The 25934-nt window shown below is 40.8% G+C and carries 16 protein-coding genes; 14 read left to right on the top strand and 2 right to left on the bottom strand.

The features are described from left to right. Positions 1-5 precede the first annotated feature (5 nt). The 5 genes from PSM36_RS05995 (at position 6) to PSM36_RS06015 (ending at position 8985) form a co-directional block, all read left to right on the top strand. Complete coding sequence (locus tag PSM36_RS05995) at positions 6-1001, top strand: FecR family protein (RefSeq protein ID WP_076929725.1); 996 nt, start codon at positions 6-8, stop codon at positions 999-1001. 199 nt (positions 1002-1200) lie between these two features. Beyond that, complete coding sequence (locus PSM36_RS06000; RefSeq protein ID WP_161947551.1) at positions 1201-4461, top strand: TonB-dependent receptor; 3261 nt, start codon at positions 1201-1203, stop codon at positions 4459-4461. 12 nt (positions 4462-4473) lie between these two features. Further along, a complete protein-coding gene (locus PSM36_RS06005) occupies positions 4474-6132 on the top strand; it encodes a RagB/SusD family nutrient uptake outer membrane protein (protein WP_076929727.1) in 1659 nt (552 codons plus the stop codon). Positions 6133-6209: 77 nt separating this feature from the next. Further along, positions 6210-8000, top strand: coding sequence for an FAD-dependent oxidoreductase (locus tag PSM36_RS06010; RefSeq protein WP_076929729.1), 1791 nt, complete (start codon positions 6210-6212; stop codon positions 7998-8000). Next, positions 7945-8985, top strand: coding sequence for a nucleoside hydrolase (locus tag PSM36_RS06015; protein ID WP_197684919.1), 1041 nt, complete (start codon positions 7945-7947; stop codon positions 8983-8985). Before PSM36_RS06010 ends, PSM36_RS06015 begins: the two co-directional genes overlap by 56 nt. A gap of 43 nt (positions 8986-9028) precedes the next feature. Here the strand turns inward: PSM36_RS06015 and PSM36_RS06020 are convergent, their stop codons facing one another. Continuing rightward, positions 9029-9382, bottom strand: coding sequence for a type II toxin-antitoxin system RelE/ParE family toxin (locus PSM36_RS06020; protein WP_076929731.1), 354 nt, complete (start codon positions 9380-9382; stop codon positions 9029-9031). Beyond that, entirely contained in the window at positions 9372-9707 is a 336-nt protein-coding gene (locus tag PSM36_RS06025) for a hypothetical protein (protein ID WP_083710953.1), read from the bottom strand. The genes PSM36_RS06020 and PSM36_RS06025 overlap by 11 nt, the downstream gene beginning before the upstream one ends. Positions 9708-10042: 335 nt before the next feature. Here PSM36_RS06025 and PSM36_RS06030 point away from each other — a divergent pair, with 335 nt between their 5' ends. From PSM36_RS06030 to PSM36_RS06070, 9 genes are all read left to right on the top strand, one after another. After that, on the top strand, positions 10043-10645 hold the full coding sequence (locus PSM36_RS06030) for an RNA polymerase sigma-70 factor (RefSeq protein WP_173823169.1): 603 nt from the start codon (positions 10043-10045) through the stop codon (positions 10643-10645). Between the two features lie 172 nt (positions 10646-10817). After that, positions 10818-11810 (top strand): FecR family protein, encoded by a 993-nt coding sequence (locus PSM36_RS06035; RefSeq protein WP_076929736.1) that lies wholly within the window; start codon positions 10818-10820, stop codon positions 11808-11810. 327 nt (positions 11811-12137) lie between these two features. Then, on the top strand, positions 12138-15521 hold the full coding sequence (locus PSM36_RS06040) for a TonB-dependent receptor (RefSeq protein ID WP_232001528.1): 3384 nt from the start codon (positions 12138-12140) through the stop codon (positions 15519-15521). A gap of 12 nt (positions 15522-15533) precedes the next feature. Continuing rightward, positions 15534-17471: a RagB/SusD family nutrient uptake outer membrane protein gene (locus PSM36_RS06045; protein ID WP_076929740.1), complete on the top strand. Its 1938-nt coding sequence runs from the start codon at positions 15534-15536 to the stop codon at positions 17469-17471. Positions 17472-17513: 42 nt separating this feature from the next. Beyond that, entirely contained in the window at positions 17514-18770 is a 1257-nt protein-coding gene (locus tag PSM36_RS06050) for a DUF5000 domain-containing lipoprotein (RefSeq protein ID WP_076932100.1), read from the top strand. Between the two features lie 22 nt (positions 18771-18792). Next, positions 18793-19899 carry a DUF4998 domain-containing protein gene (locus tag PSM36_RS06055; protein ID WP_083710955.1) on the top strand — a complete coding sequence of 369 codons (1107 nt, stop codon included), beginning with the start codon at positions 18793-18795 and terminating at the stop codon, positions 19897-19899. A gap of 89 nt (positions 19900-19988) precedes the next feature. Next, positions 19989-22460 carry a hypothetical protein gene (locus tag PSM36_RS06060; RefSeq protein ID WP_076929744.1) on the top strand — a complete coding sequence of 824 codons (2472 nt, stop codon included), beginning with the start codon at positions 19989-19991 and terminating at the stop codon, positions 22458-22460. Between the two features lie 13 nt (positions 22461-22473). Continuing rightward, a complete protein-coding gene (locus PSM36_RS06065) occupies positions 22474-24363 on the top strand; it encodes an FAD-dependent oxidoreductase (RefSeq protein ID WP_076929746.1) in 1890 nt (629 codons plus the stop codon). Then, positions 24350-25486 (top strand): hypothetical protein, encoded by a 1137-nt coding sequence (locus tag PSM36_RS06070; protein ID WP_076929749.1) that lies wholly within the window; start codon positions 24350-24352, stop codon positions 25484-25486. The genes PSM36_RS06065 and PSM36_RS06070 overlap by 14 nt, the downstream gene beginning before the upstream one ends. The last annotated feature ends 448 nt before the right edge of the window (positions 25487-25934 follow it).

The raw sequence follows: 25934 nt of genomic DNA on the forward strand, positions 1-25934 counted from the left end.
ATACAATGGATAAACACCATATCCGCATATTGATAACCCGTTTTTTTGAGAATGATTTTCCTAAAGAATCTGTTCTTAAATTTCAACAATGGTTTATACGTAAAGACGACAGCGTAGTAAAGAACGAGGTCCTGAATGAATTGTGGGAGCGGGAAGAGGCTGAAACCGATTCTCACACCCTATTGGCTTTAGACGAAATAAATAAAAGGATAGGTAAGAATAAGAAAACGGTAAAATTACCCTTATCCCAAAGGCTGCTTCGCATTGCTTCTATTTTGCTTTTGCCTCTTATAGGCGGGTTGCTTACCTATTGGGTCATGCATGATCAGTCTGGCTCATCCGCCCCAAAAATGGAAATAGCAGAGCATGTTGTACCTGATGGGGAAATGAAGCAAATTCTTTTACCTGATGGTTCTGAGGTGTGGCTGAATGCAGGTTCCATGTTACTGTATTCCGATGACCTTTCGGGATCGATCCGACGTTTATTCCTGAGCGGCGAGGCAACTTTCCGGGTTGAGAAAGATCCCGGGCGGCCTTTTATCGTGAAAACCCAATATATGCAGGTAGAAGCACTGGGAACGACATTCAATGTAAGATCATATGTAGACTCAGGTACTGCGGCAGTCACCCTGGAGGAAGGATCGGTGCGGGTGGATATCGACGGAAAGGTGAAAGTTTCAGAAGTAATCAGTCCCAACGAGCAGTTCGTTTATGATCATCGTCAGGGAAAAACATCCAGGTTACAGGTCGATGCGGAACTTGTCTCCAGATGGAAAGAAGGATACCTTGTGTTTGAAGAAGCTTCCTTTGAAGAGATTATACGTACTGTGGAACGCCGTTTCAATGTTACGGTTTATTATGATGTAAGAAAATACGGAGGAGGACGTTTTTCTGTAAAATATACACCTTATGAGGATGTCCGGCAGGTGTTAACTATCTTGGAAACATTGAATCCCGGATTGAAATGGACGGCAAATAATAATACTATTTACATAAAATGACATAATTGAATTAAGATATGAGAAGGAGAGCTTGCCCATGAAAAAAAGAGCCGGGAAGCCTGTGTCGTAAAAAGCTTCCCGGTTTGAAATCGTTACATACTACAACAAATACTATCCATGAAACGAAGACAGGGATAATTGCATAAAGTACTAACTATCAATTTACAAAATTATGAAAATATATCTAATAAAAAACAGATTGAGAATAAATTATTTGAACCGACTTCTCTTTCTGTTCATTACCTTTTTCTTTTTTCAGACACAAATCTCACAGGCACAACAGGTTTCCTTATCCAACTCCCGTCTGACTCTCAGAACGGCTTTTACTGAAATAGAGAGGCAAACCGACATGTCGGTCGACTATAACCGTGAAATTATTGATGTAAATAAAACAGTATCCATACCTCGAAAAGAGGGTTCGTTATTCGAAATTATGACCGCCTTACTGCAAGGCACAGGATGTACGTATGTGGTACGCGAAAATCATATTGTTATTTCTAAAGTACAGGTAACAGCTCAGCAGGCCCGGAAAAATGTGACAGGTATAATTACTGATCAGCTGGGAGAACCTATTATCGGAGCCAATATTGTTGAAAAAGGTACTGCGAACGGTACGGTAACCGATATTGACGGTAATTTTACGTTAAGCGTGGAAAATAATGCTGTACTGATTGTATCCTACATCGGTTATCTGCCTCAAGAGATTGTAACAATAGGGAGGAATACTGTTAATGTGGTTTTGCAGGAAGATACCAAATCGTTGGATGAAGTGGTTGTAGTGGGGTATGGAACACAGAAAAAGGTGAATCTGACAGGAGCAATCTCAACCGTTAGCTCCCAAGATATTACAAGACGACAAGTAGGGCAGTCTTCGATGGTACTACAAGGAATTGCACCTGGTGTTACAGTTACGCAGCAATCCGGACAACCGGGTAAAGATGCTGGTTCAATACGTATTCGGGGAATAGGTACACTAAATGACGCTAATCCATTGATCTTGGTGGATGGTGTAGAGATGAATATTAATAATGTTGATCCTAATCTGATCGAATCTATTTCAGTTTTAAAAGATGCAGCCTCTTCGGCTATTTATGGTTCACGTGCCGCAAATGGTGTGATACTTATTACAACCAGACGTGCCAAGAGTGACGAATTTTCTGTATCCTACAATAGTTATGCCGGATGGCAAACTCCTACCGATATGAGGAAGCCTGTTGACGCAGTAGATCATATGGTGATGATGAATCTGGCAAATACGAATGTTGGCAAAAGTCCTGTTTTTTCACAGGAACAAATTGACAATACGATGAGAGGTGATAATCGGGATTTATATCCTAATACGGATTGGCAAAAATTGATCTATCAGGGAAGTGGTTTTCAGCAGAGTCATTTTGTAACATTGAATGGAGGATCTGAAAAAATCCGGGTACTGGCAGCATTAGGGTATTATGATCAAAAAGGAATTGTCGAAAACACAAGCTATAAACGGTACACGGCAAGGTTTAATACAGACATGCTGCTTTCTGACCGGTTGACAGCTAAGTTTGATATTTACGGACGCTTAATGAAACAGGAAGAGCCTGCGTCTTCACTTTCAGGTGACGGATCAGGTATCCTTTATTGGCTGAACAGAATGCCTGCTACCCAACCGGCTATACTTTCCAACGGAAAAATGGGTATAGGTTGGGATGGTGATAATCCTTATGCGAAGATTTGGGAGAGTGGGATGAGGAGCGAAAATACTCCATCGATTGCTGCTACAGGTAGCCTGAATTATAAGATTACAGATTGGTTACAGGCTGATGCTTCTTATTCCCTTCATTATGTGCCGAATATAACTAAAGTATTTCAACAAGCCGTACAAACATATACTCCAACGGGTGATGTGGCATACACAAAACCATCTGTAAATTCTTTATCTGAAAACAGAACTAACTCCCTCAATCAGGATGTAAAAGCCATGCTTACACTCGACAAAACGTTTGGAGGACATACGGTGAAAGTATTGACCGGTTTTTCGCAGGAGAGCTATAACAATGATTGGATATCAGGTTACAGGGATAATTTTGTATTTCCCCAATACCAAGTTTTGTCGGCAGGTTCCATTGAAAATATGAAAAATGATGGCTCCGGCTCTGAATGGATTTTACGATCTTTTTACGGACGTCTAAATTATGATTATTCAGGGAAATATCTTTTTGAGGCAAATCTGCGTTATGATGGATCCTCTCGCTTTGCCTCCGGTAAAAAGTGGGGAGTTTTTCCTTCTTTTTCGGCAGGATGGCGTATCTCGGAAGAGAATTTCTGGGAATCACTGAGAAATAAGGTTGACAACCTGAAATTAAGAGTCTCCTGGGGACAATTGGGAAATCAACTCATCGGTAATTATCCTTTTGCATCATTCTTAAGTTACGGTACTTATGTAATAGGGGGGCAGCCGGTATCAACTGCTTATCTAAGTGATATGGCTAATCCCGGGATCAGTTGGGAGAAAACTACCATGACGAATGCCGGGATTGATATTTCTCTCTTTTCCAAATTATCTGTGAATTTTGACTATTATTATAAACGAACCAGTGATATTCTATTAAGGCTGGATATACCCAGATTCACAGGTTTGAGCGCACCCTATCAGAATGCAGGAATTGTCGATAACAAAGGATGGGATTTGGGGATTAATTTCCATGATAACATTAACGATTTCCGATATGATATTGTCTTTGTGTTATCAGATGTACAAAATAAAGTGATTGATTTAAAAGGAGTAACCAGGACAGGTTTAACAGTAAGTAATGAAGGTTATCCTATAAACTCACTGTATGGTTTGGAAGCAATCGGTTATATTACCGATGCTGATTACGATGCTAATGGAAACTACCTGCATGCTACACAATATGGAAATTTTAATCGTGGGGATATTAAGTACAAGGATCAAAACGATGATGGCGTCATTGATAATAAAGACGAGAAAATTATAGGAAGCACTATTCCACGTTATACTTACAGCCTGAATATTAATACATTTTGGCGGGGATTTGATTTGAGTATGTTCTGGCAAGGGGTAGGAAAAGCTGACGGTTACTTAAATCAACATGCGACAATGCCATTTTATCTGGGTGGGACAGCATTAGAAATGCATAAGGACTACTGGACACCTGAGAATCCAAATGCTTCGTTTCCCAGATTAGCCTTTAATGAGACAAACAATGAGAAGAATTCCACTTTTTGGATGAAAAATGCAGCCTACCTGCGATTGAAAAATATTCAGTTGGGTTACAGCCTTCCCGGGAAAGTATTGAAAAATATGCCCTTTACTATGCTGAGAGTCTATGTCAGTGGCCAAAATTTGTTAACATTCGATAAGTTCTGGGATGGATACGATGTTGAATCGCCTGTCGGAATGGGAAGTCATTATCCTCAGGTTAAACTCTACTCTATTGGGTTAAATGTTAAATTTTAAGATAATAAAAAGATGGAAACAAATAAATATTTTTTATTTATATTTTTGATATTGTTATTTATCGGATGTGACTCGGGGTTGGAAAGATTCCCTTTGGATAGACCCTCCGACGGTACTTTCTTAACTACGGAAGTTGAGATGGAAATGGCGATAACAGGTGCTTATGCGACACTAAAAACTTCTCAGGATTATAATTACCCTGCCGTTATTTTGCTGGATTGTTTGACTGATATTGGATGGGAGAGAGCACGGCAAACATATATGGATATAAGTACGGGAAAGCATGACAGTAATAATGAGTTGGTCGCTTCTATTTGGGGACAATTTTATGCAGGGATTGGCAGATGTAACTTTATCACTGAAAATATATCGAGAGGGAAAGATAATGTTTCCGAAAATGTATATAACAGGATTTTAGCCGAGGCAAAATTCATCCGGGCATTTCATTACTTTTGGCTAATGGAACTATTCGGTGATGTTCCTTTTACAATCAAACCAATTAATGATATTGCCGATACACAGCTGGCGAAATCCTCTAAAAATGAAATTGTCTCATTTCTTTTGAGCGATCTTGAAGAAGCTGCACAATATTTACCGGAAAGTATTCCTGCATCGGAATTGGGGAGAGCTTCAAAAGGAGCGGCGCTTGCTCTCAGGACAAAAATTGCACTCCATAATAATTTATGGCAGGAAGCGATAAATTCCGCCTTAAAGGTTATGGCCTTAGATTATGAACTGGCAACGAGTTATGAAGCACTATTCAAAAATTCCCAACAAAGAAATACAAAGGAAGTTTTATTCAGTCTGCAATATCTTTATCAATATGGGACATACGGTCCTGATGGTGTCACAACCAGAATGGGGAGAGGGTATTCATCGAAAATACCTTCCCAGAGTCTGATAGACTCTTATGAGTGTATTGACGGCTTGCCGATAGATAAATCCCCATTGTATGATCCGACTGAACCTTTTAAAAATAGAGATCCCCGTCTGGATTATAGTTGTGTCGTCCCTGGTTCTGTTTTTTTCGGATATCAGTTTGAAACGCATAAAGATAGTGTGGAGTGTTGGAATTATAATACTAATCCTCCAACTCGTGTGCCTAACCAGGATGCATTGAATGCATATGCTTCTTTCTCCGGTTACTGTTGGAGGAAATATGCTGAATCCATACCGAATCTTCCTACGGTGGGAGAAACTCCCATCATGCTTCTCCGCTATGCGGACGTGTTGTTAATGTATGCCGAGGCCAAAATTGAAGCGAACGATATTGATAGTTCGGTATATAAAGCAATAAATGATGTCAGAGAGCGGGTAAACATGCCTCCGGTAACTGAAGGAAAAAGTCAACAGGAACTGAGGGCTGCAGTACGAAGGGAAAGGAAGTATGAATTTGCTTTCGAAGGTAGCCGGTTGTTCGATATTCGTAGATGGGGAATTGCTGAAAAAGTGATGCCGGGCAATTTTCTGGGTAGAATTCCTAAAGGTCTTTTAGCAACAGCGCCGACGATTGATGAATATGCAACACCGGATTACAGTGAAGTTCCTAACTGGGCGGAAATGCGTGTGATAGAAATACGTTCCTTTAACAAAGATCGCGATTATTTATTGCCGATTCCCCGCCTTGAGGTTGAGACCAATAAGCTGTTGATTCAAAATAAAGGATATTAATATAATAATCAGGGTTAAAGTGTCAGGGGAATCTGTTATTAGATACCTCTGATACTTTCTCCAAAAAATTATTACTCATGAAGAGTTTCTGTATAATAGTTCTTCTTCTTCTTTCTTCCCTGACGTACGGTCAATTGGTATGGGTTGAAACTGAATTGTTTGAAGATAAAGGTGGGTGGATAAGTGAAACACAGTTCGTCGATCAGATGGGTTCCCCCTATTTGATGGCACACGGGCTGGGGCAACCCGTAAAGGATGCCCATACCATAGTGGAATTCCCGGAAACGGGAGAATATCATTTTTGGGTAAGAACCAAAGATTGGGTTCCGACCGATATAGAAGGTCCCGGCATGTTCAGAGTATTAATAAATGATATAGCTTATGGCCCTGTATTTGGTGCGGACGGAATAAAGAATTGGCACTGGGTGTATGGTGGAACGATTGACATAGGAAACAGAAAAGTCAGATTATCTTTAAAAGATTTGACCGGGTTGAATGGAAGATGTGACATTATATGTTTTTCCAGGGAAAAGACCTCATTACCTGATGCTCTGACGGAGATTGAAGATCTGCGTTACAGGAATATTTCAGTTTCTCCCCAACCGCAAATGCTGGGACAGTTCGATTTTGTTGTGGTGGGTGGCGGTGTTGCTGGGATTTGCGCCGCTGTGCAGGCAGCCCGGCTCGGAGTAAAGGTTGCATTGGTGCAAAACAGGCCGGTATTGGGTGGAAACAGTAGCTCGGAAGTCAGAGTATCGACCGACGGCAGTACTTTTAAAAACAAATACCCGTCACTGGGTAGGATTGTCAGGGAAATCGATAATTATGAGGCCGGCGTGGGAGGCCCTGCTCATTTATACCGGGACGGAACAAGACAAGACCTTGTATTAAACGAACCCAATATCACCCTCTTGCCTAATTTGCATGTGAATAGAGTTGAAATGAAGGAGGGGAAAATTAAGGCTGTTTATGCCCTACACCTTGAAACGTTAGAAAATTATGTTATTGAGGGGGATCTATTTGCCGATTGTACAGGAGATGCCTCAGTCGGAATACTGGCCGGTGCTGACCACCGCTATGGAAGGGAAGCGGAGATAGAAACCGGAGAGCCTTCCGCGCCTGAAACGGCAGATAATCTGGTAATGGGTTCTTCTAACCAATGGCAGAGTGTGCGTGAGGATATCCTTTCTGATTTTCCGGTCGAGCCGTGGATGTTCCGGTTTTCGGAAGAATACCATTTTCCGATCACTCAATCACGATGGGACTGGGAGAGCGGATTTGATAACCTGCATACAGTTGATCAGGCAGAAGAGATCCGTGACCTGAATCTGTGTGCGATTTACAGCAACTGGGCCTTTCTGAAGACTTTTAAAAAGGATAGTTTTTCCCATTATCGCTTATCCGAGCTACAACACGTGACTGGTAAAAGGGAATCATACAGGTTGTTAGGGGATCATATCCTGACAGAATGGGATGTGGTTAAAAAGGTGGAATATCCTGATGCGGTGGTCACCACTACATGGGGAATTGACCTGCATTATCCCCATCCTGAAAATTCCAGACGGTTTCCCGGTATGGAATTCATTGCCTATGCGGAACACCCTTTTAAGCAACAGGATGTATATACTTTCCCTTATCGTTGCCTTTACTCTCGCAACGTTCCCAACCTGTTCATGGCGGGAAGGAATATCAGTGTAACTCATATCGCCCTGGGCACTGTCAGGGTTCAACGGTGTACCGGTATGATGGGAGAGGTAGTGGGGCTGGCGGCTTACCTTTGTCAGAAAAGGAATGTCCTGCCAAGAGATATCTATGAAAAATATCTGGAGGAATTACTTCTACTTGTCAGCGCAGAATGTGTTGATTGAAAATATCGTCATTTATAGTATGATAAGGCATAATCTTTTAATATTGGCAATTGGGTTGATCTCTGTGGCCGGTTTCTCGCAGCAGAGGGTTATTTTTGACACGGATATGGATTCCGACGTCGATGATGTCGGAGCCTTGGCCATGCTTTATAACCTTCATAAACAAAAGGAGATAGATCTTCTTGGTGTTATTGTCACCAGTGATGACCCTTATGCTCCTGAATGTGTCAGTGCCTTAAATACATATTATGGTATGGAACGCCTGCCTGTAGGATTTCTTGAAGGGCAACCGGTGCTTACCAATCATTCCCGTTATACCAGACAGATAGCGGAAGAATATCCTCATCCTTTGCCTTCATGGAGAGAGGCGCCGTCTGCAACGGCTACTTATCGGAAATTATTGGCCGAAAGTCCCGATCATTCCGTAATCATTCTGACGGTAGGTCATCTCAGCAGTCTGCAAAAACTGTTGGAATCTCTGCCGGACGAATATTCCCCTCTTCATGGGAAAGAACTAGTAGAAGCCAAAGTCATGAAATGGTATTGTATGGGAGGAAAATTCCCGCAGGGAAAGGAAGCTAATTTCTACAGGCCGGATCCCGCTTCTACTGTTTATTGTCTGAAGAACTGGAATAAAGAGGTCGTTTTTTGTGGATGGGAGATAGGAAACCCTATCATCACCGGTGATGCGACACTAAGAAAATTGCCGGTTAAACATCCTGTGTATAGGGCCTACGAGTTGTACAATAATTTTGCCGGACGGGCAAGTTGGGATCAGGTCACTGTTTTCTTATTATCGAAGCAAAGCCACAAATATTTTCAGATACAAAACAGGGGACACTGCTCTGTCGATCCGGACGGAAGTAACCGCTGGATCCCCGGGAAAAAGAGTAATCACGGTTATCTTATATTTAATGAGAATGCCTCCATACCTGAAGTATCTACCTTAATAACAGCCTTGATGTTGGGAGGTGATGTACAATAAAACAACCAGGGTATTCTTTTTCTTTCAGTCTATCTATCTAACTCTATTCAGGAGAGTTATCCAACCCTACTTCTTCTATCAATGCTTTGATTTCACGGGCAGTAATATTGTCGCGCTCAGCCTTGTCGTAGATAAAAAGCAGGTTAATTTCAGCTTCTTCCATATCCACCGAAATGGTAACAGTTATCACTCTTGCGCCATGACTTTTTCCTCGCCCTTTGCTGCCAATAGCCATACGTACTTTACGGATACCGCTTCCGAGATTTACACCGGCATTAGGATTGCGATAAAGTTCATCCAATAAAGCTGCATAGTCTTTTTTGATGGAATGATACTTTTTACTTAGGCGTTTCAGCTCGCGTTCAAAAGGGTATAGTGCATTAATTTTATAATTCATTAAGCAACTCCTCTGCGGTTTTAGGTTTTCTCCCTGTGCGGCGGCGCTCTTTAATCTCCAATAATCCTTTGCGGATACCTGCCAAAATCTCCTCTTTGCCGATTGTCTCTTCCTCTTCGATAACTACTGGTTTTTCCCAAGGTTGTCCGGCGGTTTCTAACAGCGATTCCACTGCTTTTTTGAGTATTGCCGGATTGTCGATGCCCATCAAAGCATTAATGCCTGCTAATTTGAGTGCGTTGACATCGATATTATAAGCGGCTTGCGGTTCAGACACATTATGGATGTTCTTTTTGCTGCGTTGTTTATCTTTTTTCTTTTCCATCAATTACTGTCTGCTAATGGGTTAATGAGGATAAAGGTACGATGTTTTTACGAAAGAAACAAATCTCATTTTTTATGCGGATCATTTTCGTATCTCCTTTACGTTTATACCATCGAGAATAAGTTATATGTCGCTTTCATAGATAGAGGCCGTTTGGTCTGTATACTATTATACGATAGAGAGAAAGTGAATTCCTTATCTTTTTAAACAAAATATTCTTCTTCTTTTTTAATATATTTATGATATTTATATTATATCTTTGCAGATACACAAGGAAATAATTCTTCCATTTAATATCTTTTATTCTTTTTGAAATGTCTGCAGAGAAAAGAATTATAACAGAGAGGAATACCATTACGAACGACAAGGACTTAGTGATTCGTCTCATCAACAATGACCAGGAAGCATTTTGTGAATTATATGCAAAATATAAAGAGCGGTTGTTATATTTTGCCGTGAAATTTGTTAAACAATGTGAATTTGCAGAAGACATTTATCAAGATGCTTTTATTGTTATCTGGCAAAACCGTCGCTTCCTCGATCCGGAAAAGACATTTTCATCGTACCTTTATACCATTGTGAAAAATCGAATTCTTAATATTCTGAGAGAAATAGAAAATGATCAGAAACTCAAATCACATATCCTTGCCAATGCCATTGATTATTCCGACGTTACGAACCAACATGTCCAGATCAATGAATTAAAGGGTATTCTCGATAAAATATTAAAAAAATTGACTCCCCGCCAGCGACAGATATTTGAAATGAGTCGGGACGAACAGATGACACATAAAGAGATTGCTGAGGTATTGGGTATTTCCGTATTTACGGTACAAGAACATATTTCAATTGCTCTTAAATCAATTAAGCATTATCTGAAGGAATATCCTGATAACATGGTGGGTCTACTGCTAATCCTGATTTGTATAAATATATAAAAAAAGTTAAGCAAACCCCAGCTTTGTAGCTTATCTGTGTATTCAATATAACGGGATACATAAATGAGCCAAATTTTTCCTGTCAATTTTTGTACAATATAACAAATATCGGCTGTTTTTTTATAAAAAATCGTACTGGTATTTTCCGGTTACTCGCTTCATTGATATATTTATGAGAAGTAAGAAAGAAAAAGAAAAGATAATCTGGCGTTTTTTGGAAAACCTCTATACGAAGCAAGATGCTGAATGGTTTTTACGGGATATAAGAGATCGGAGAAATGATACTCTGATAGATAATATAATATGGGAATTAGAAGAAGAGAGCAGACTGCAAAAGAATCCCGGTCCCGTTCGCTATGAACAATACAAGCAGGAAGCACGGCAACTGTTGAAACGTTTTGAAGAGAAGAGAAGGAGACGGTTTCGTCAGGCGTCGGTATATATTGCTACGATGGCGTCGGTATTATTTTTAGTCGTATATGTATTGCATTACATCAAAACTACACAAATATCTTCTGCATTATACACGGAAATCGTTACATCTTATGGGGAAAAAAGACGGTTGACGTTTTCCGATAGTACCCGGGTAATGCTGAACTCCCGTACAAATATTGTCTACCCTGAGATCTTTGGTAAAAACGAGCGTCGTATACGGCTTTCCGGCGAAGCCTATTTTGATGTAAACAAAGATAAAACTCCTTTCATAGTGGAAACGGGACGTTTTGATGTTCAGGTACTGGGTACGGCCTTTAATGTAAAAGCATATGATGAGGATGAGATCGTTTCGGTGACGGTGAATGAAGGCCATGTTGAGGTATCCATGCCTGGAGCCTCTCTTTCCCTGAAACGAAAAGAAAAAGTAATTCTCAATACCCGTACAGGAGAGATCATAAAAGAAGTTATTCGCAATGACAGGCATTCCTTTGCATGGATGGAGGGTTGGCTTTATTTTGATCGGACCCCTATTCGTGATATTGCAAGGGAACTGGAGAGGATATACGGTTGCCGTATTGTATTCAAAGAAGGAGAGGAGTTCAATAACCTGATTTCAGGAGAACATGACAACCAAAACCTCGAATCTGTATTAGAATCCATTAAATACACAAGCGGTATCAAATACATGAAAAAAGACAATGAAGTACTTCTTTATAAATACGAGTTCTAATCCTAAAAAATACGCCTATGAATAAATTTACCATATAAATAAAGATTTCGGAAAATAAAAAGAGCACCTTGTGAAAAAAGTGCTCTTTAAGTAGAAGAGGTAACTTCTATTTCACCAGTTTGCCATCTCGGATAATAAGAAGTTACCTGGTCGAAAATTTTGTTCACTAAAGTTAGACTATTTCTCGCCATGGCAGAAGACAAGCTTGCTTGGATTATGCTCATTTGACTTAACGAAATAGTTTAAAAAATTATTAAACACAACAAATATATGAAATTCACCAATCAATTAAAAAAACAAACATCGTTTTTTCCTAACTTTTTTATCATGATGAGTGTGTTTTTTGCTGTAATTGCCCCTGTTACCGGACAGAACACGAAAAACAATAACCTTTCGCTCAATGTGCAAAACCAACCTCTCAGTGAGGTGTTTCAGCAAATTAGTGTATTAACGGGTTACAAGTTCTTTTACGATCAAGAAATTGTGGACAAAGTACCCAATGTTACGTTGAACGTACGAAATGGTACAATTGAGGATATTCTGGATAGAATAACAGCCCGAACAAACCTCTATTTTCAACGGACAAATAATACTATTTCTGTTGTGTACGAAATATCCGAAAAAGATAATTTTCCTAATAAAAAGGAGTTAGATGGGAAAACGTTTCAAGTTACAGGGGTAGTATTGGATGAAAATGAGATCCCTTTACCTGGCGTTACTATTACAATCGTTGGTTCTACCAAAGGAGTCATCACGGATATCGATGGGGTTTATTCTATTGAAGTGGCCCCAACTGATGAATTGGAGTTCTCATTTGTAGGATTAGAAACACAAAGAATTAAAGTTGGAAACAACAAAACATTAATTGTCATTCTAAAAGAAAAGGTAGATGAATTAGAAGAGGTAACCATAGTTGCTTTCGGTAAGCAGAAAAAAGAAAGTGTATTATCTTCTATTTCTACAGTAAAGCCTGGTGATTTAAAAATACCAAGTAGTAATCTTACTACAGCTTTGGCGGGAAAGATATCAGGATTGATCTCTTATCAGAGAAGTGGGGAGCCCGGTGAGGATGACGCAAGTTTTTTTGTGAGAGGGGTCACCTCATTTTCTTATGCCCGGGGTCCGCTTATTCTTATTGATGGCGTTGAAATGTCTTCTTCCGATTTAGCACGTCTACAACCCGATGATATTGCCAGTTTTTCCATCATGAAGGATGCAGCGGCAACTGCTTTATATGGTGCGCGGGGAGCTAATGGAGTCATTTTGGTTACTACAAAAGAAGGCCGGGAAGGAAAAGCCCAGATTTCATTCCGTTATGAAACATCTCTTTCCAGACCGACATCAAAAGTGGATCTTGCTGATCCGGTTACTTATATGATATTGAACAACGAGGCTGTTACAGCAAGAAATCCTTTGCAGGCAGTTCCTTATTCGTATGAAAAAATTGATAATACGAGAGCTGGGGTCAACCCATATGTTTATCCTGCAAACGATTGGTATGGTATGCTATTTAAGGATCAGACGGTTAATCATCGAGCCAATTTTAATGTAAGCGGAGGAGGGAATATTGCCAGATACTACATAGCGGGAACTTTTAATCAGGATAATGGTATTTTAAATGTAGACAGAAACAACAATTTCAATAATAATATCGACTTAAAAAGATATCTCTTAAGATCCAATATTAACATTAATATAACGCCTACTACAGAGACTATTGTGAGGCTACATGGTACTTTTGACGATTATTCCGGACCGATTGACGGAGGAACGGCTTTATATCAAAAAGTGATGAGATCCGATCCGGTTCTTTTTCCTGCTTATTTTGCGCCGGATGAACAATTCAAGCATGTTACACATACCCTTTTCGGCAATTATGATCAAGGACAGTATATTAATCCTTATGCCGATATGGTGAAAGGGTATAAAGACTATGCAAAATCATTGATACTTGCACAATTTGAATTGAAGCAAGACCTTGGTTTTATTACCCAGGGATTAAATTTGCGTGGACTTTTTAATACAAACAGGTACTCTTATTTTGACGTTAACCGGTTTTATAGCCCTTTTTGGTACTCCATATCCAGCTATGATAAACGTGCCGATACTTATATGTTGACACGATTAAATCCACAGGACGGGACAGAGTGGCTAAGTTATAACGAGGGTCCCAAAGAGATTACATCCACTACTTATATGGAAGCGGCTATTAATTATGACAGAACATTCAATAGCCATTCTATAAGTGGTTTACTGGTCGGAACTATGCGAAATACAATCAAACCCAATGCTTCCACCTTAACTTTATCGCTCCCTTCCAGAAATCTGGGGTTATCGGGAAGGTTTACTTATTCTTATGATAGCCGTTATTTTACTGAATTTAATTTTGGATATAACGGATCGGAGAGGTTCTCAAAAAACGAGCGATTCGGATTCTTTCCTTCTATAGGAGCAGCATGGATTGTTTCTAACGAAGGATTCTGGGAAGGAGATATCCGTAAAATTATTCATAACCTTAAGCTGAAAGCTACTTATGGTCTGTCAGGCAACGACGCAATAGGGGACATAACTGATCGTTTTTTCTATTTGTCCGAAGTAAATTTGAATGATGAAGGAAGAAGCTTCACTTGGGGTGAAAATTTCGATTATACAGTGAATGGAGTGGCCACATCTCGATATGCAAATGATAAGATTACCTGGGAAATATCAAAGAAATTGAATACAGGGATTGAGTTTGGTTTATTTGATAAGTTAGATATTCAGGTTGATTATTACACTGAACATAGAACAAATATCCTAATGGACAGGGCGAATATTCCCACTACCATGGGTTTGCAAGCAACACCCCGGACAAACGTAGGTGAAGCCAAGGGAAGAGGGATCGATTTTTCTGCCGATTATCAATATTCTATCAGTAAAGATTTTTGGATTACCGGACGTGCTAATTTTACCTATGCAACGGCAAAATACGAAGTATATGAAGATGTGGATAATTCATTGACCCCCTGGCTTTCCAGAATAGGGCAACCGATATCACAAACATGGGGGTATGTAGCTGAACGGTTATTTGTAGATGATTATGAAGTAGCCAATTCTCCTGTTCAGACTTTTGGAGAATATATGGGAGGAGATATCAAGTATAGAGATATTAATAAAGATGGACAAATTAATTCATTGGACAGGGTTCCTATCGGTTATCCTACGCAACCTGAAATAATTTATGGATTTGGGATTTCCACTGGATTCAAGAATTTTGACTTGTCCTGTTTCTTTCAAGGATTGGCAAGAGAATCGTTCTGGATAGATGCTTATGCCACAGCTCCCTTTATTGATACTGATGGGAATTCGGCAATTATTTCAAAAAATGCTTTATTAAAAGTGTATGCAGATCAACATTTTTCTGAAAATAATCCTAACATATATGCATTGTGGCCTCGATTAGCCGACAGGCATATTTCCAATAATACACAGACCAGTACGTGGTTTATGCGGGATGGTTCTTTCCTAAGGTTAAAGTCGCTTGAGTTTGGGTATACTTTACCAAAAGAATTTGTTGGGCGGGCCGGTGTGAAGAATCTACGTTTTTATTTTTCAGGCACCAATTTACTTACTTTCAGCAAATTCAAGCTTTGGGATCCTGAGATGGCAGGTAATGGGCTGGGCTATCCAATTCAGAAAGTGTTTAATTTTGGTCTTCAGGTTTCATTTTAATAAAATAATACGATGAAAGAATTAAAAAAACTTATTATAGCAATATCTCTCTTTACGTTCGCTTTTGCATGTGAAGATTATTTAGATGTAATTCCGGATAACGTACCGACAATTGATCATGCATTTTTGGATAGGACCAGTGCTGAGAAATATTTGGCAACCTGTTATACTTATCTTCCGAATTTAGCTACACCTGCCGGTGATCCGGCCATATTGGGTAGTGATGAATGGTGGGCTATTGAAGACCAGACTTATAATGGTACTACTACAAATTATGCCGGATTGAAATTAAAAAAAGGGGAGTTGAACTCGAATGACCCGTTATTCAATTTCTGGGATGGCCTTAATGGTGGTAGAGCCTGCTACAGGGCAATACGTGATTGTAATGTATTCCTGGAAAATATCCATAAAGTGGGTAACGATCTTAGTCAGGAGGAAGCAAAACGATGGATTGCAGAGGTGAAGTTTTTGAAGGCCTATTATCATTATTATTTAATGCGGATGTATGGCCCTGTTCCAATTATCAAGGAAAATATATCTATCTCGGCAGGAATCGAAGAAGTGCGGGTTTATAGGGATCCTTTTGATGAAGGGATAGAATACATCATCAGTTTATTGGATGAAGCAGCTCCCGATTTACCGATACAGATTATGAATGTCAGCGCCGAATTGGGGAGGATTACTCGGTCTATCGCTTTGTCGTTGAAAGCGGAAATTCTGGTAATGGCAGCAAGTCCTTTGTTCAATGGAAATCCCGATTACAGATCTTTTAAGGATAGTAGGGGAGTAGCTCTTTTTTCCCAGGAATACAGCCGTGATAAATGGGTGAAGGCCGCCGATGCTTGTAAGGATGCCATTGATGCTTGTCTATTGGGTGGGCATGATCTATATGAGTTTACCAAACAGACGAACATATCCGATTCTACAAAACGATTGATGTCGCTCCGGCATGTAGTGACAGATAAGTGGAATAAGGAAATTATTTGGACAGCCGCTAAATTGAGTATGTATGATTATCAGAGAGGCACTACCCCGTTTTTCTTTATGGAGCAAGCTCAGTGGACACCGACAAATCCATTTATGTGCCCGACTTTGAGGATGGCCGAACTCTTTTATACAAAAAATGGGGTGCCGATAGAAGAGGATATTCAATTTGAGTATGGTAATAGGTTTCAGACCGAACCAGCTCCGGTAGATCATAGATACTATATCCAGTCTGGTTACGAAACGGCGAAACTCAATATCGGAAGAGAGACGCGTTTTTACGCCAACCTGGCGTTTGATGGAGCGATCTGGTTTGGAAACGGACGTTTTAGAGATGTAGGGGATGGCTCAGCTAATGAACAATCCTGGGTAATCCGTACGAAGAAAGGTGAACCACAGGGAAAAGCATCCAATTTAAGGTATTCTCTTTCAGGGTATTGGGTAAGGAAAACCAGCCATTTCGAAAGTGTAAGTACTTCCTCCTCTTCTGTGGTTGTTGTACGTTCTACTTTTCCAATTATCCGTTTGGCGGACTTATACTTGTTGTATGCCGAGGCATTGAATGAATCTTTAGACAGCCCTACCGAAGAGGTGTACCATTATATTGACCTTGTGCGTGAAAGAGCCGCTCTAAAGGGGGTTGTTGAGAGTTGGCAAAACTATTCAAGATATCCATCCAAACCGTCTACGAAAGAAGCAATGAGGGAGATTATACAACATGAAAGGATGATAGAATTGGCATTTGAGGGGAAACGGTTTTGGGATATTCGCAGGTGGAAGACGGCCCATGTGTGGTTAAACCAACCGATAAGGGGGTTGAATCCGGAAGGAGAGACTCCTGTAGAACACAATACCGTGAGGGTGCTTTATACCCCGGAATTTTCGACAAAAGATTATCTTTTTCCTATAAGGCAACACAATCTCAGAGTCAATACCAATTTGGAGCAGAATCCCTATTGGAAATAAATTTTTCAATGTATTTAACGATATAAGAAAATGAAAGAGAATATGATAAAGAACAGTATAAATTTTAACGAATCTTCCTTACAAAAGGAACGAGTCTCTGCCCTGGTTAAGTTATTACTTTTATTATGGTTGGTATGTTCGGTCTTTCTTACTTCCTGCGAGGAAGAATATATCGGGCAGTATCCGGTAGATAATATACCTCCCCAAAAGGTTTCTAATCCGGTTGTCACAAATCTGAAAGGAGGAGCTACCATTAAGTATGATTTGCCTGGTGATAAAGATTTACTCTATGTGAAAGCGCAGTATACACTCCCTAACGGTGAACAGAAAGAGAAGTTAGCGTCTGCATTCGTCAATGAGTTGACAATTAAAGGATTTGCAAAATCTGCGAAAACAACTGTGCGTTTGATCACGATTGACAGGAGCCAAAATGAATCCGCCCCTGTTGAAGTGGAAATCGAACCGTTGAGCTCCCCTATTTTTGATATTTATGAAAGTCTTTCGGTTGTGGCCGCTTTTGGAGGAATTAAGCTTACCTGGGATAATCCCGAAAAGGAAAGCGTCGTAATAGGCATTCTTTATAAAAATGAAGAGAATTCTTTTGTATCAATAGAGAATTTCTATACGTCTGTGGACAAAGGAATTGGAGCTATACGCGGTTTGAAAAGTGAAGAGACAGAGTTTGGCATTTTTATCAGGGATATTTATAGTAATTATACAGATACCCTTTATATGACGCTCACCCCATGGCATGAATCGGAACTGGATAAAAAGTTGTGGAGAGGAATGACGCTGTGTCCTTCGTTTACACTTTCGCAGTGGGGAGGACCAATTACTAAATTGTGGGATGGTCAAACTATTGTAGATAATACAGATGTCTATTATTTAAATACTACTTCTATTAGAATATTTTTCACGATGGATTTAGGCGTCAGCACTAAATTATCGAGGTTTAAATTCTGGGGAAGAAATAACTGGTATTTTAACCTGCATCATCCTAAGGAGATTGAAATATGGGGAACCGATGATCCTGCTGTGGCCAATGGTGATCCCTGCTCATGGGATGGATGGGAACTATTGATGAGCTGTACATCAGAGAAACCATCAGGCCCGGAAGCAATGGCTTTTGCCAATTTGACCAGTGAAGATCTGGCTTTGGCCAGAGGCGGGGAAGAGTTTGAATTTCCACTGGAAGTTCCCTCGGTACGGTATATCCGGTTCCGGACTCTTCGTAGCTGGACCGATTCCAATAGTTCATTTATTGGCGAATTGACATTCTGGGGACAGATTAACGATTGATCACTTAATATATGAATGCGCTATGAAACAGAAAAAATATTTATCAATCATACTTATTTCTCTACTTATGGTTCTTGCCTGTTCTGAAATGAATGATAAGCATGACTTTTATTTGCAGGAAGGTGAAATTATTTATATCGGAAGAGTTGATTCCGCAAGAGTCTTACCCGGTGAAAATAGGTTTCTTTTACGTTACTGGATCACGGATATGCGGGCAAAAGAGTTGATTATTTATTGGAATCAAATGGAAGATTCTCTTATTGTGCCGATTCCTGCTCATCAATCAACTGATTCTATAGATGTGCTAATAGGTGATAAAGAGAATATTATACCCGAAGGTAACTATACATTTCAGTTAGTGTCAAGCGATGGGGACAATTTAAGATCAATCGTCTTTGAGCGGTTAGGAAATGTGTATGGCCAGCAATTTTCCTCAACATTGAGCAATCGGTTTATAAGAAGTGTCGATTATGATTCCGATAAGCAGGAAGTGACTATAAATTGGGGAGAGCCTTCTTCTTCCAGAGAGATTGGAGTCGAGATGACCTACTTCACAGGAGAAGAAAAGAATATGGTTCAGTATACAAATGAGGAGATAGGCTCGAAAATTGTATTGAATGACGTGAACGTGGAAAGAGGCGTCTCTTACAGGACAATGTTTTTGCCTGAACCTATAGCTATCGATACTTTTTTTACTGCTTCTGTGCCATTGACAATCCTACAAAATGTAGCTTTACATAAACCTGTAAAAACCAGTAGCAATTTGAATGATAGTTATGATGGAAGCAAAGCTGTGGATGGTATAATTTCAACGGCTTCCAGGTGGATTACCATTGCGGGTGAGGGATTGGAGCATTGGATTGAAGTTGACCTGGGTAAAGAGTATAGTCTATATTCTTTCAAAGTGCATAAACATTTATACAATGAGTTTCTACTTCCCAATTTTACATTTCAGGTACAAAAAGATGGAGAATGGGTTGATGTTTCGAAAGTGGAAAACTACTTGGGTGAAATATATGAACTGGTTTTTCCTAAAGAGGTTGTAACCGATAAGGTGAGGCTTTTCGTTCCGATATATCCGAATAATATGGTGCGACTGATGGAACTTTATGTGTATGTAAAATATTAAGATTTTGTAAAAATTAATCAATAAATATAGATCCCTCTATTTATATTCTTAAATTTGAGGGATCTGATATTTTCTAAATTAGAAATTTTATGGGCTTAAAGAAATTGTTTTTTGCAATTGGAACGACATTGATCTTAGCATGTACGACACAAAAAAATAATACAGGATTATCTGGTTCTATTTCAGGTGTTTATCCTCGATTAGCTTATTATAATGACGAAGGCGAATGTGGTACAGGGGCAGTGGTCCCCTGGGCGGGGAGCCTGTGGGTGATTACCTATGGCCCTCATTTGCCTTACGGTTCATCCGACAAATTATACCAGATCACGTCCGGTTTGGAGAAGATAGTCCGCGACGAAAGTATCGGTGGTACTCCTGCCAACCGGATGATACACAAAGAAAGTAACCAGCTTTTTATCGGACCCTATGCCATTAGCGCGGAAGGGAACGTACGTGTTATTCCATATACCGTTATGCCCGGAAGGCATACGGGGAACGCGTGTCATTTGACAGACCCTGCCAATAAGATCTACTACGGCACAATGGAAGAGGGATTTTATGAAGTGGATGTAAATACGCTGGAAGTGAAAGAACTATTCCGAGATGGTAATGTGGATCGCAAGCCCGGAGAAATGGCTCAGGAAGCAGCGTTGTTGCCCGGTGCGCATGGTAAAGGCCTTTATTCGGGGCAGGGAGTACTGGTCTATTCCAATAATGGGGAAGCGACACAGGAAGCGTTGCATAAATTTGATGTGGAGGCCGGATCCCTTTCCGAATGGGATGGAAAAGAGTGGAAATTAGTACGACGGAATCAGTTCGTAGAAGTAACCGGCCCCGGAGGAATATATGGTAATTCGGATCCTGAAACTGACCCGATCTGGGCGACGGGGTGGGACCATAAGTCCCTTCTGCTCGGTGTACGGGATGCGACGGAGGGATGGAGTTTTTACCGTTTACCGAAAGCAAGTCATAGTTACGACGGTGCACACGGATGGAATACCGAATGGCCCCGTATTCGCGATATAGGCACGGAAACGCAATCGGATTATCTGATGACGATGCATGGTATGTTCTGGAATTTTCCAGGTACGTTCACAGCGGGAACCAGTGCCGGTATTCGTCCCCGTTCCGCTTACCTGAAAGTGATCGGTGATTTTACAAGATGGGACAACCAACTGGTCTTTGGCTGTGATGATTCTGCCCAGAGGGAATTTCTTAACAAACGTAAGGCAAAAGGAAATATTGAGGGTCCCGGCCAATCCAATTCCAACCTCTGGTTTACCTCCGTAGCCATACCGGACAAATTGGGGCCTACTACGGCAGGAGGAGCCGTTTGGGCCAGGGAAAAGGTAAATGCGGATGAATATTCAGAACCGTTCCTGTTTACCGGTTGGCCGCATCGCAGCAGCTGGATAAGAAATGAAGGGACAACTCCGGTAACCGTCACCTATGAAGCAGATAAGAATGGAAATAATGAATGGAGCATGCTGAAAAGTATAGAACTGGCTGCCGGAGAATCAATCCATATTGATTTTTCTTCATCGGAAACAGGTGAGTGGGTACGTGCCAAACCGGACAGGCCGGCTACACTTACTCTGACCTTTACCTATAAAGATAACGATACAAGGAGTACTGTTCCGGATAAAATTTTCAAGGGATTGGCTGATGTAGGGTCGGAATCTAATCTGGGCGGTTTGTTATACGGCTTAGGTGAAAACCGCCGCGCACTCGGCGTATTGGCGAATACAACTACCGACGGAGAAGTGTGGGAAACCGGATATTATGAAATGGGAGAAGAACTGAAACTGGAAAGAAAAGAGGACATTACGACAGCCGATTTTATCCGTGACCGGTTTGCTATACCCCACCAGGTAGTAGAGATAGAGAAAGGGTCCGTTCTCGTGGTCGATGATAAAAGCCGGCGTTGGAGATTACCATTGGGAGAGGATGCTTACAGCTCTTTGACCGATAAAGGACTGTTGCGTATATGCCGTGAAGTCGCCACTGAGCGGGATCTGTTCAGTTGCCATGGAACCTTTTACGAACTGCCGGCAGAGAATGCGGACGGGTATGCCAAGATCCGGCCGGTAGCTACCCATCATTACCGTATCAATGACTATGCTTCCTACCGTGGAATGCTTATCCTGACCGGTATTACTCCGGAGGAAGGAAAGGGGAACCCGCATATTATTGTTTCGCAAGACGGCAAAGCAGCCGTATGGGCAGGCGTCATCGATGACCTTTGGAAATTAGGAAGACCAAGAGGAAAAGGAGGCCCGTGGGTAGACTCAGATGTAAAAGCACAGGTTGCTTCTGATCCTTACCTGATCGGTTTTTATGATCAACGGGAATTAACCTTGTCTCATTCGTCGGAAAAGGCGGTAAAGATCTCAGTCGAGGTAGATCCGACGGGAAATGGTGACTGGATGGAATATGCGGTTTATACCGTAGAACCGGGACAACAACAACGTCATCAGTTCTCCCCTTCCTTTCAGGCACGCTGGATACGGTTTATTTCCGATACCGATACAAACGTAACCACATGGTTGGAATATAAATAAAATAGCATTTATTATGAGAAAATACGGTGTAATTTTATTGTTCGCGATGGTGGCGAATGTGATAATCGCACAATCACCTTCTCTTTTGGTGGAAGCTGAGAATTTCAGTAAGAAAGGCGGTTGGGTGGTCGATCAACAGTTTATGGATCTGATGGGATCACCTTACCTGATGGCGCATGGAATGGGCATGCCGGTAGCCGATGCGGAAATATCTGTCGAATTTCCCTCAACCGGGAAATATGATGTATATGTCCGTACATTTAACTGGACTTCACCATGGTATGAGGGTGAGGGGCCGGGAAAATTCCAACTCAGGTTAAATGGGGAGAAAGTAGGATCGGTACTGGGTTGTACTGGGAATGAATGGTATTGGCAAAAAGCAGGAAAAGTAGATATTAGGAAAAAGGAAAATGTGATTACCCTGCAGGATTTGACCGGATTTAACGGTCGGGTGGATGCAATTTATTTTACGCAGGATAACATATCTCCTCCAAACGAACTGACAACTTTGGGTCATTTCAGAAAACAGATGCTGGATATACCCGAAGAACCGCAACAAGCGGGTGAATTTGATCTGGTGGTAGTAGGTGGCGGAGTGGCCGGAACCACAGCAGCCATATCTGCTGCAAGATTAGGATTAAAAGTCGCGTTAATCCAGGATCGGCCCGTACTTGGAGGAAACAACAGTTCGGAGGTGCGTGTGCATCTTGGGGGAAGAATTAAAGTAGAACCTTATCCGGCATTGGGTGATGTGGTCAAGGAAATCGGCCCTTCACGTGGGGGGAATGCCCAGCCGGCAGATTATTACGAGGATGAGAAAAAAATGCAGATGGTGCTGGCAGAAGAGAATATTTCGCTCTTTACCAATTATCGGGCATTTGCCGTCAAAACAGAAGGATCTTCTATTACCGAAGTGTACGCACGGCATATTGAAACCTCTGAAGAACTGTCCTTTACCGCTCCCCTGTTTGCAGATTGTACCGGCGACGGGACAATCGGGTTTCTTGCCGGAGCCGATTACGCGATGGGGCGAGAGTCCAGAGATGAGTTTGGGGAACCGACTGCTCCTGAAACACCGGATAAGATGACCATGGGATCATCTGTGCAATGGTATTCGGCAGAAGAAAAGCAACCTGTCGATTTTCCGGTATTCCAATACGGTGTGGAATTTAACGACGAAAATGTAAAACAAGTGACTATGGGTGAATGGACATGGGAAACCGGCATGAATTATGACCAGATCAATGAATTTGAACGGATCCGAGATTATGGTCTTTTGGTGGTCTATTCCAACTGGTCGTGGTTGAAGAATTTCAGTGCTGAGAAAGAGAAATATAACAATCGAAAATTAGACTGGGTCGCCTATGTCGCAGGTAAAAGAGAATCTCGCCGGTTACTTGGAGATCATATCCTGAGAGAACAGGATCTGACCGATTTTGTGATTTATCCCGATGCATCTGCACCCACTACATGGACAATTGACCTGCACTATCCGGATCCCAAAAACACGGAGCATTTCCCGGAAAATGAGTTCTTGTCTATTGCTGTGCATAAACCCATTCATCCTTATCCGATACCTTATCGCTGCCTTTATTCCCGGAATATCGACAACCTTTTCATGGCAGGAAGGAATATCAGTGTGACGCATGTTGCATTAGGAACTATAAGGGTAATGCGTACTACTGGTATAATGGGAGAAGTGGTAGGCATGGCAGCGTCGGTAGCTGCAAAGAACAATACAAATCCACGCGGTGTTTATAATAACCATCTCAATGAGTTGAAAAAGCTGATGGAAAAAGGTGTGGGTAAATATGATGTGGAGGATATGCAAAATTATAATCTAGGCGGATCATTGGGGCCAAAAATAACTACTATAGATATTCCTCCTTATGATAAGGATTAAATTATTCATTCTTTTTTGTCTTGTACTATTGGGCGGGTCAAAGTATCCGCCCGGTAGTCCGGTATTACAGGTTCCCGAAAAAGATTTTTTTAAAATGGAAGGTGTTACTGTTACTCACCTTCTCGAAAATTCAAAAGATAGTTTATCGGATAATAAAGTCATAGAATTACAGGATCAGAATGGATTAACTGTCTGGTTCGGACGTTATTTTTTTAAAGATATATGCACTACAGGTATCTGCAGGATGGTACGGTTGTGGATTTTCTGGGATGGAACCGGCCATTATTTAGGAATACAATTGGATGAAAATGACCCTCTGACCAAATCAGACCATACTCCTTTTGGCCTTCAGGATTATACCAGGCTGGACGAAATTATGGCCGATACCGTCTCCATTTTAAAGGATCTCCGTTATGAAGACCTGACGGTGGAACAGAAAGTCGATAAGGAAGAGAAGGGGATTTTTGAGGTCGACGGATATTCAAGCGCTACTGCTCCTTCGCTGAAAGAATACGTCGTTGACGATGCGGTATTTACCTGTTATACGTTATGGCATACGGTATATGGTGAAACGAAAGCTTATATAGATGACCTGTTAAAAGAGAGAATTAATCCGGGATATATTGAGCATTTGATGAATGGGGATAGTAACCAGCAATTATTCGCACTGGAGAATATCAGGCAGCAGAATAAATATTTCCCTGAATTTGAATCCCGGATTTTAGATTTCATTACTTCCGAAAACAAAGATATTGCGGAGAAGGGAATTTCGTTGATTACTCCTGAATATTTAACCGATCTGAAAAAACAACCCCGTTTTGTAGGATTAATCAAAGATGCGCGGCCAGCAGTAAAATATGAGATTATATATAAAATGCAATTAGTGGACGATGTCTCTCCGGATGCCATCATCCTTTTGCTTGATCTGTTTTATGCCGGTGATATCAGCCAGGGAGCCCTTAATCATATTTTTAGAATCATTGAGAAGCAAATGGCTACTGATAAATCGATAAGAGAGAATAAGTCAATACAAAAGCGATTGGAAAAACTTGCTTCACAGCCTGATCCTTATATATCGAGGCTTACCAGGAATTTTATAGAAAACACAAGCTGGTTAGATTAGAAAACAGACCTCCACAAGCCGGAAAACACCTGAACGGCCTCTTGGTTTATAATTAAGTCCGGTCATTATGCATACTCAATTCAAACCCGAAAATGAAAGAATGATTGTCTGTTTTAATATATTAGCAATTTGCAGGTGAAATTTATAAATTAAAGTACTAATGAAACTTTAATATCAAAAAAATTAAATTCGATGCTCCAAATATATTTAATTAAACTAATAAAAACAAATATTTTGTCATATATTTGTCTGTGATAATATCCGGAATCCGTTAGTTTCTTTTGTCGAATTTGTTATTTTCTGGTCGGTTTTATTCCAGGTGGATCGGGTAGTTGATCTGTATTGTCCCGATCCGGAAGACATCCCGTGTTTTCCGGAAAATGAATCTTTATCAATCGTTGTGCATTTCCTGTATTCTGTAGTATTTTGCTGAAAAACAGCGGTTATA

It is taken from the genome of Proteiniphilum saccharofermentans (assembly GCF_900095135.1).
GTDB classification, from domain to species: domain Bacteria; phylum Bacteroidota; class Bacteroidia; order Bacteroidales; family Dysgonomonadaceae; genus Proteiniphilum; species Proteiniphilum saccharofermentans.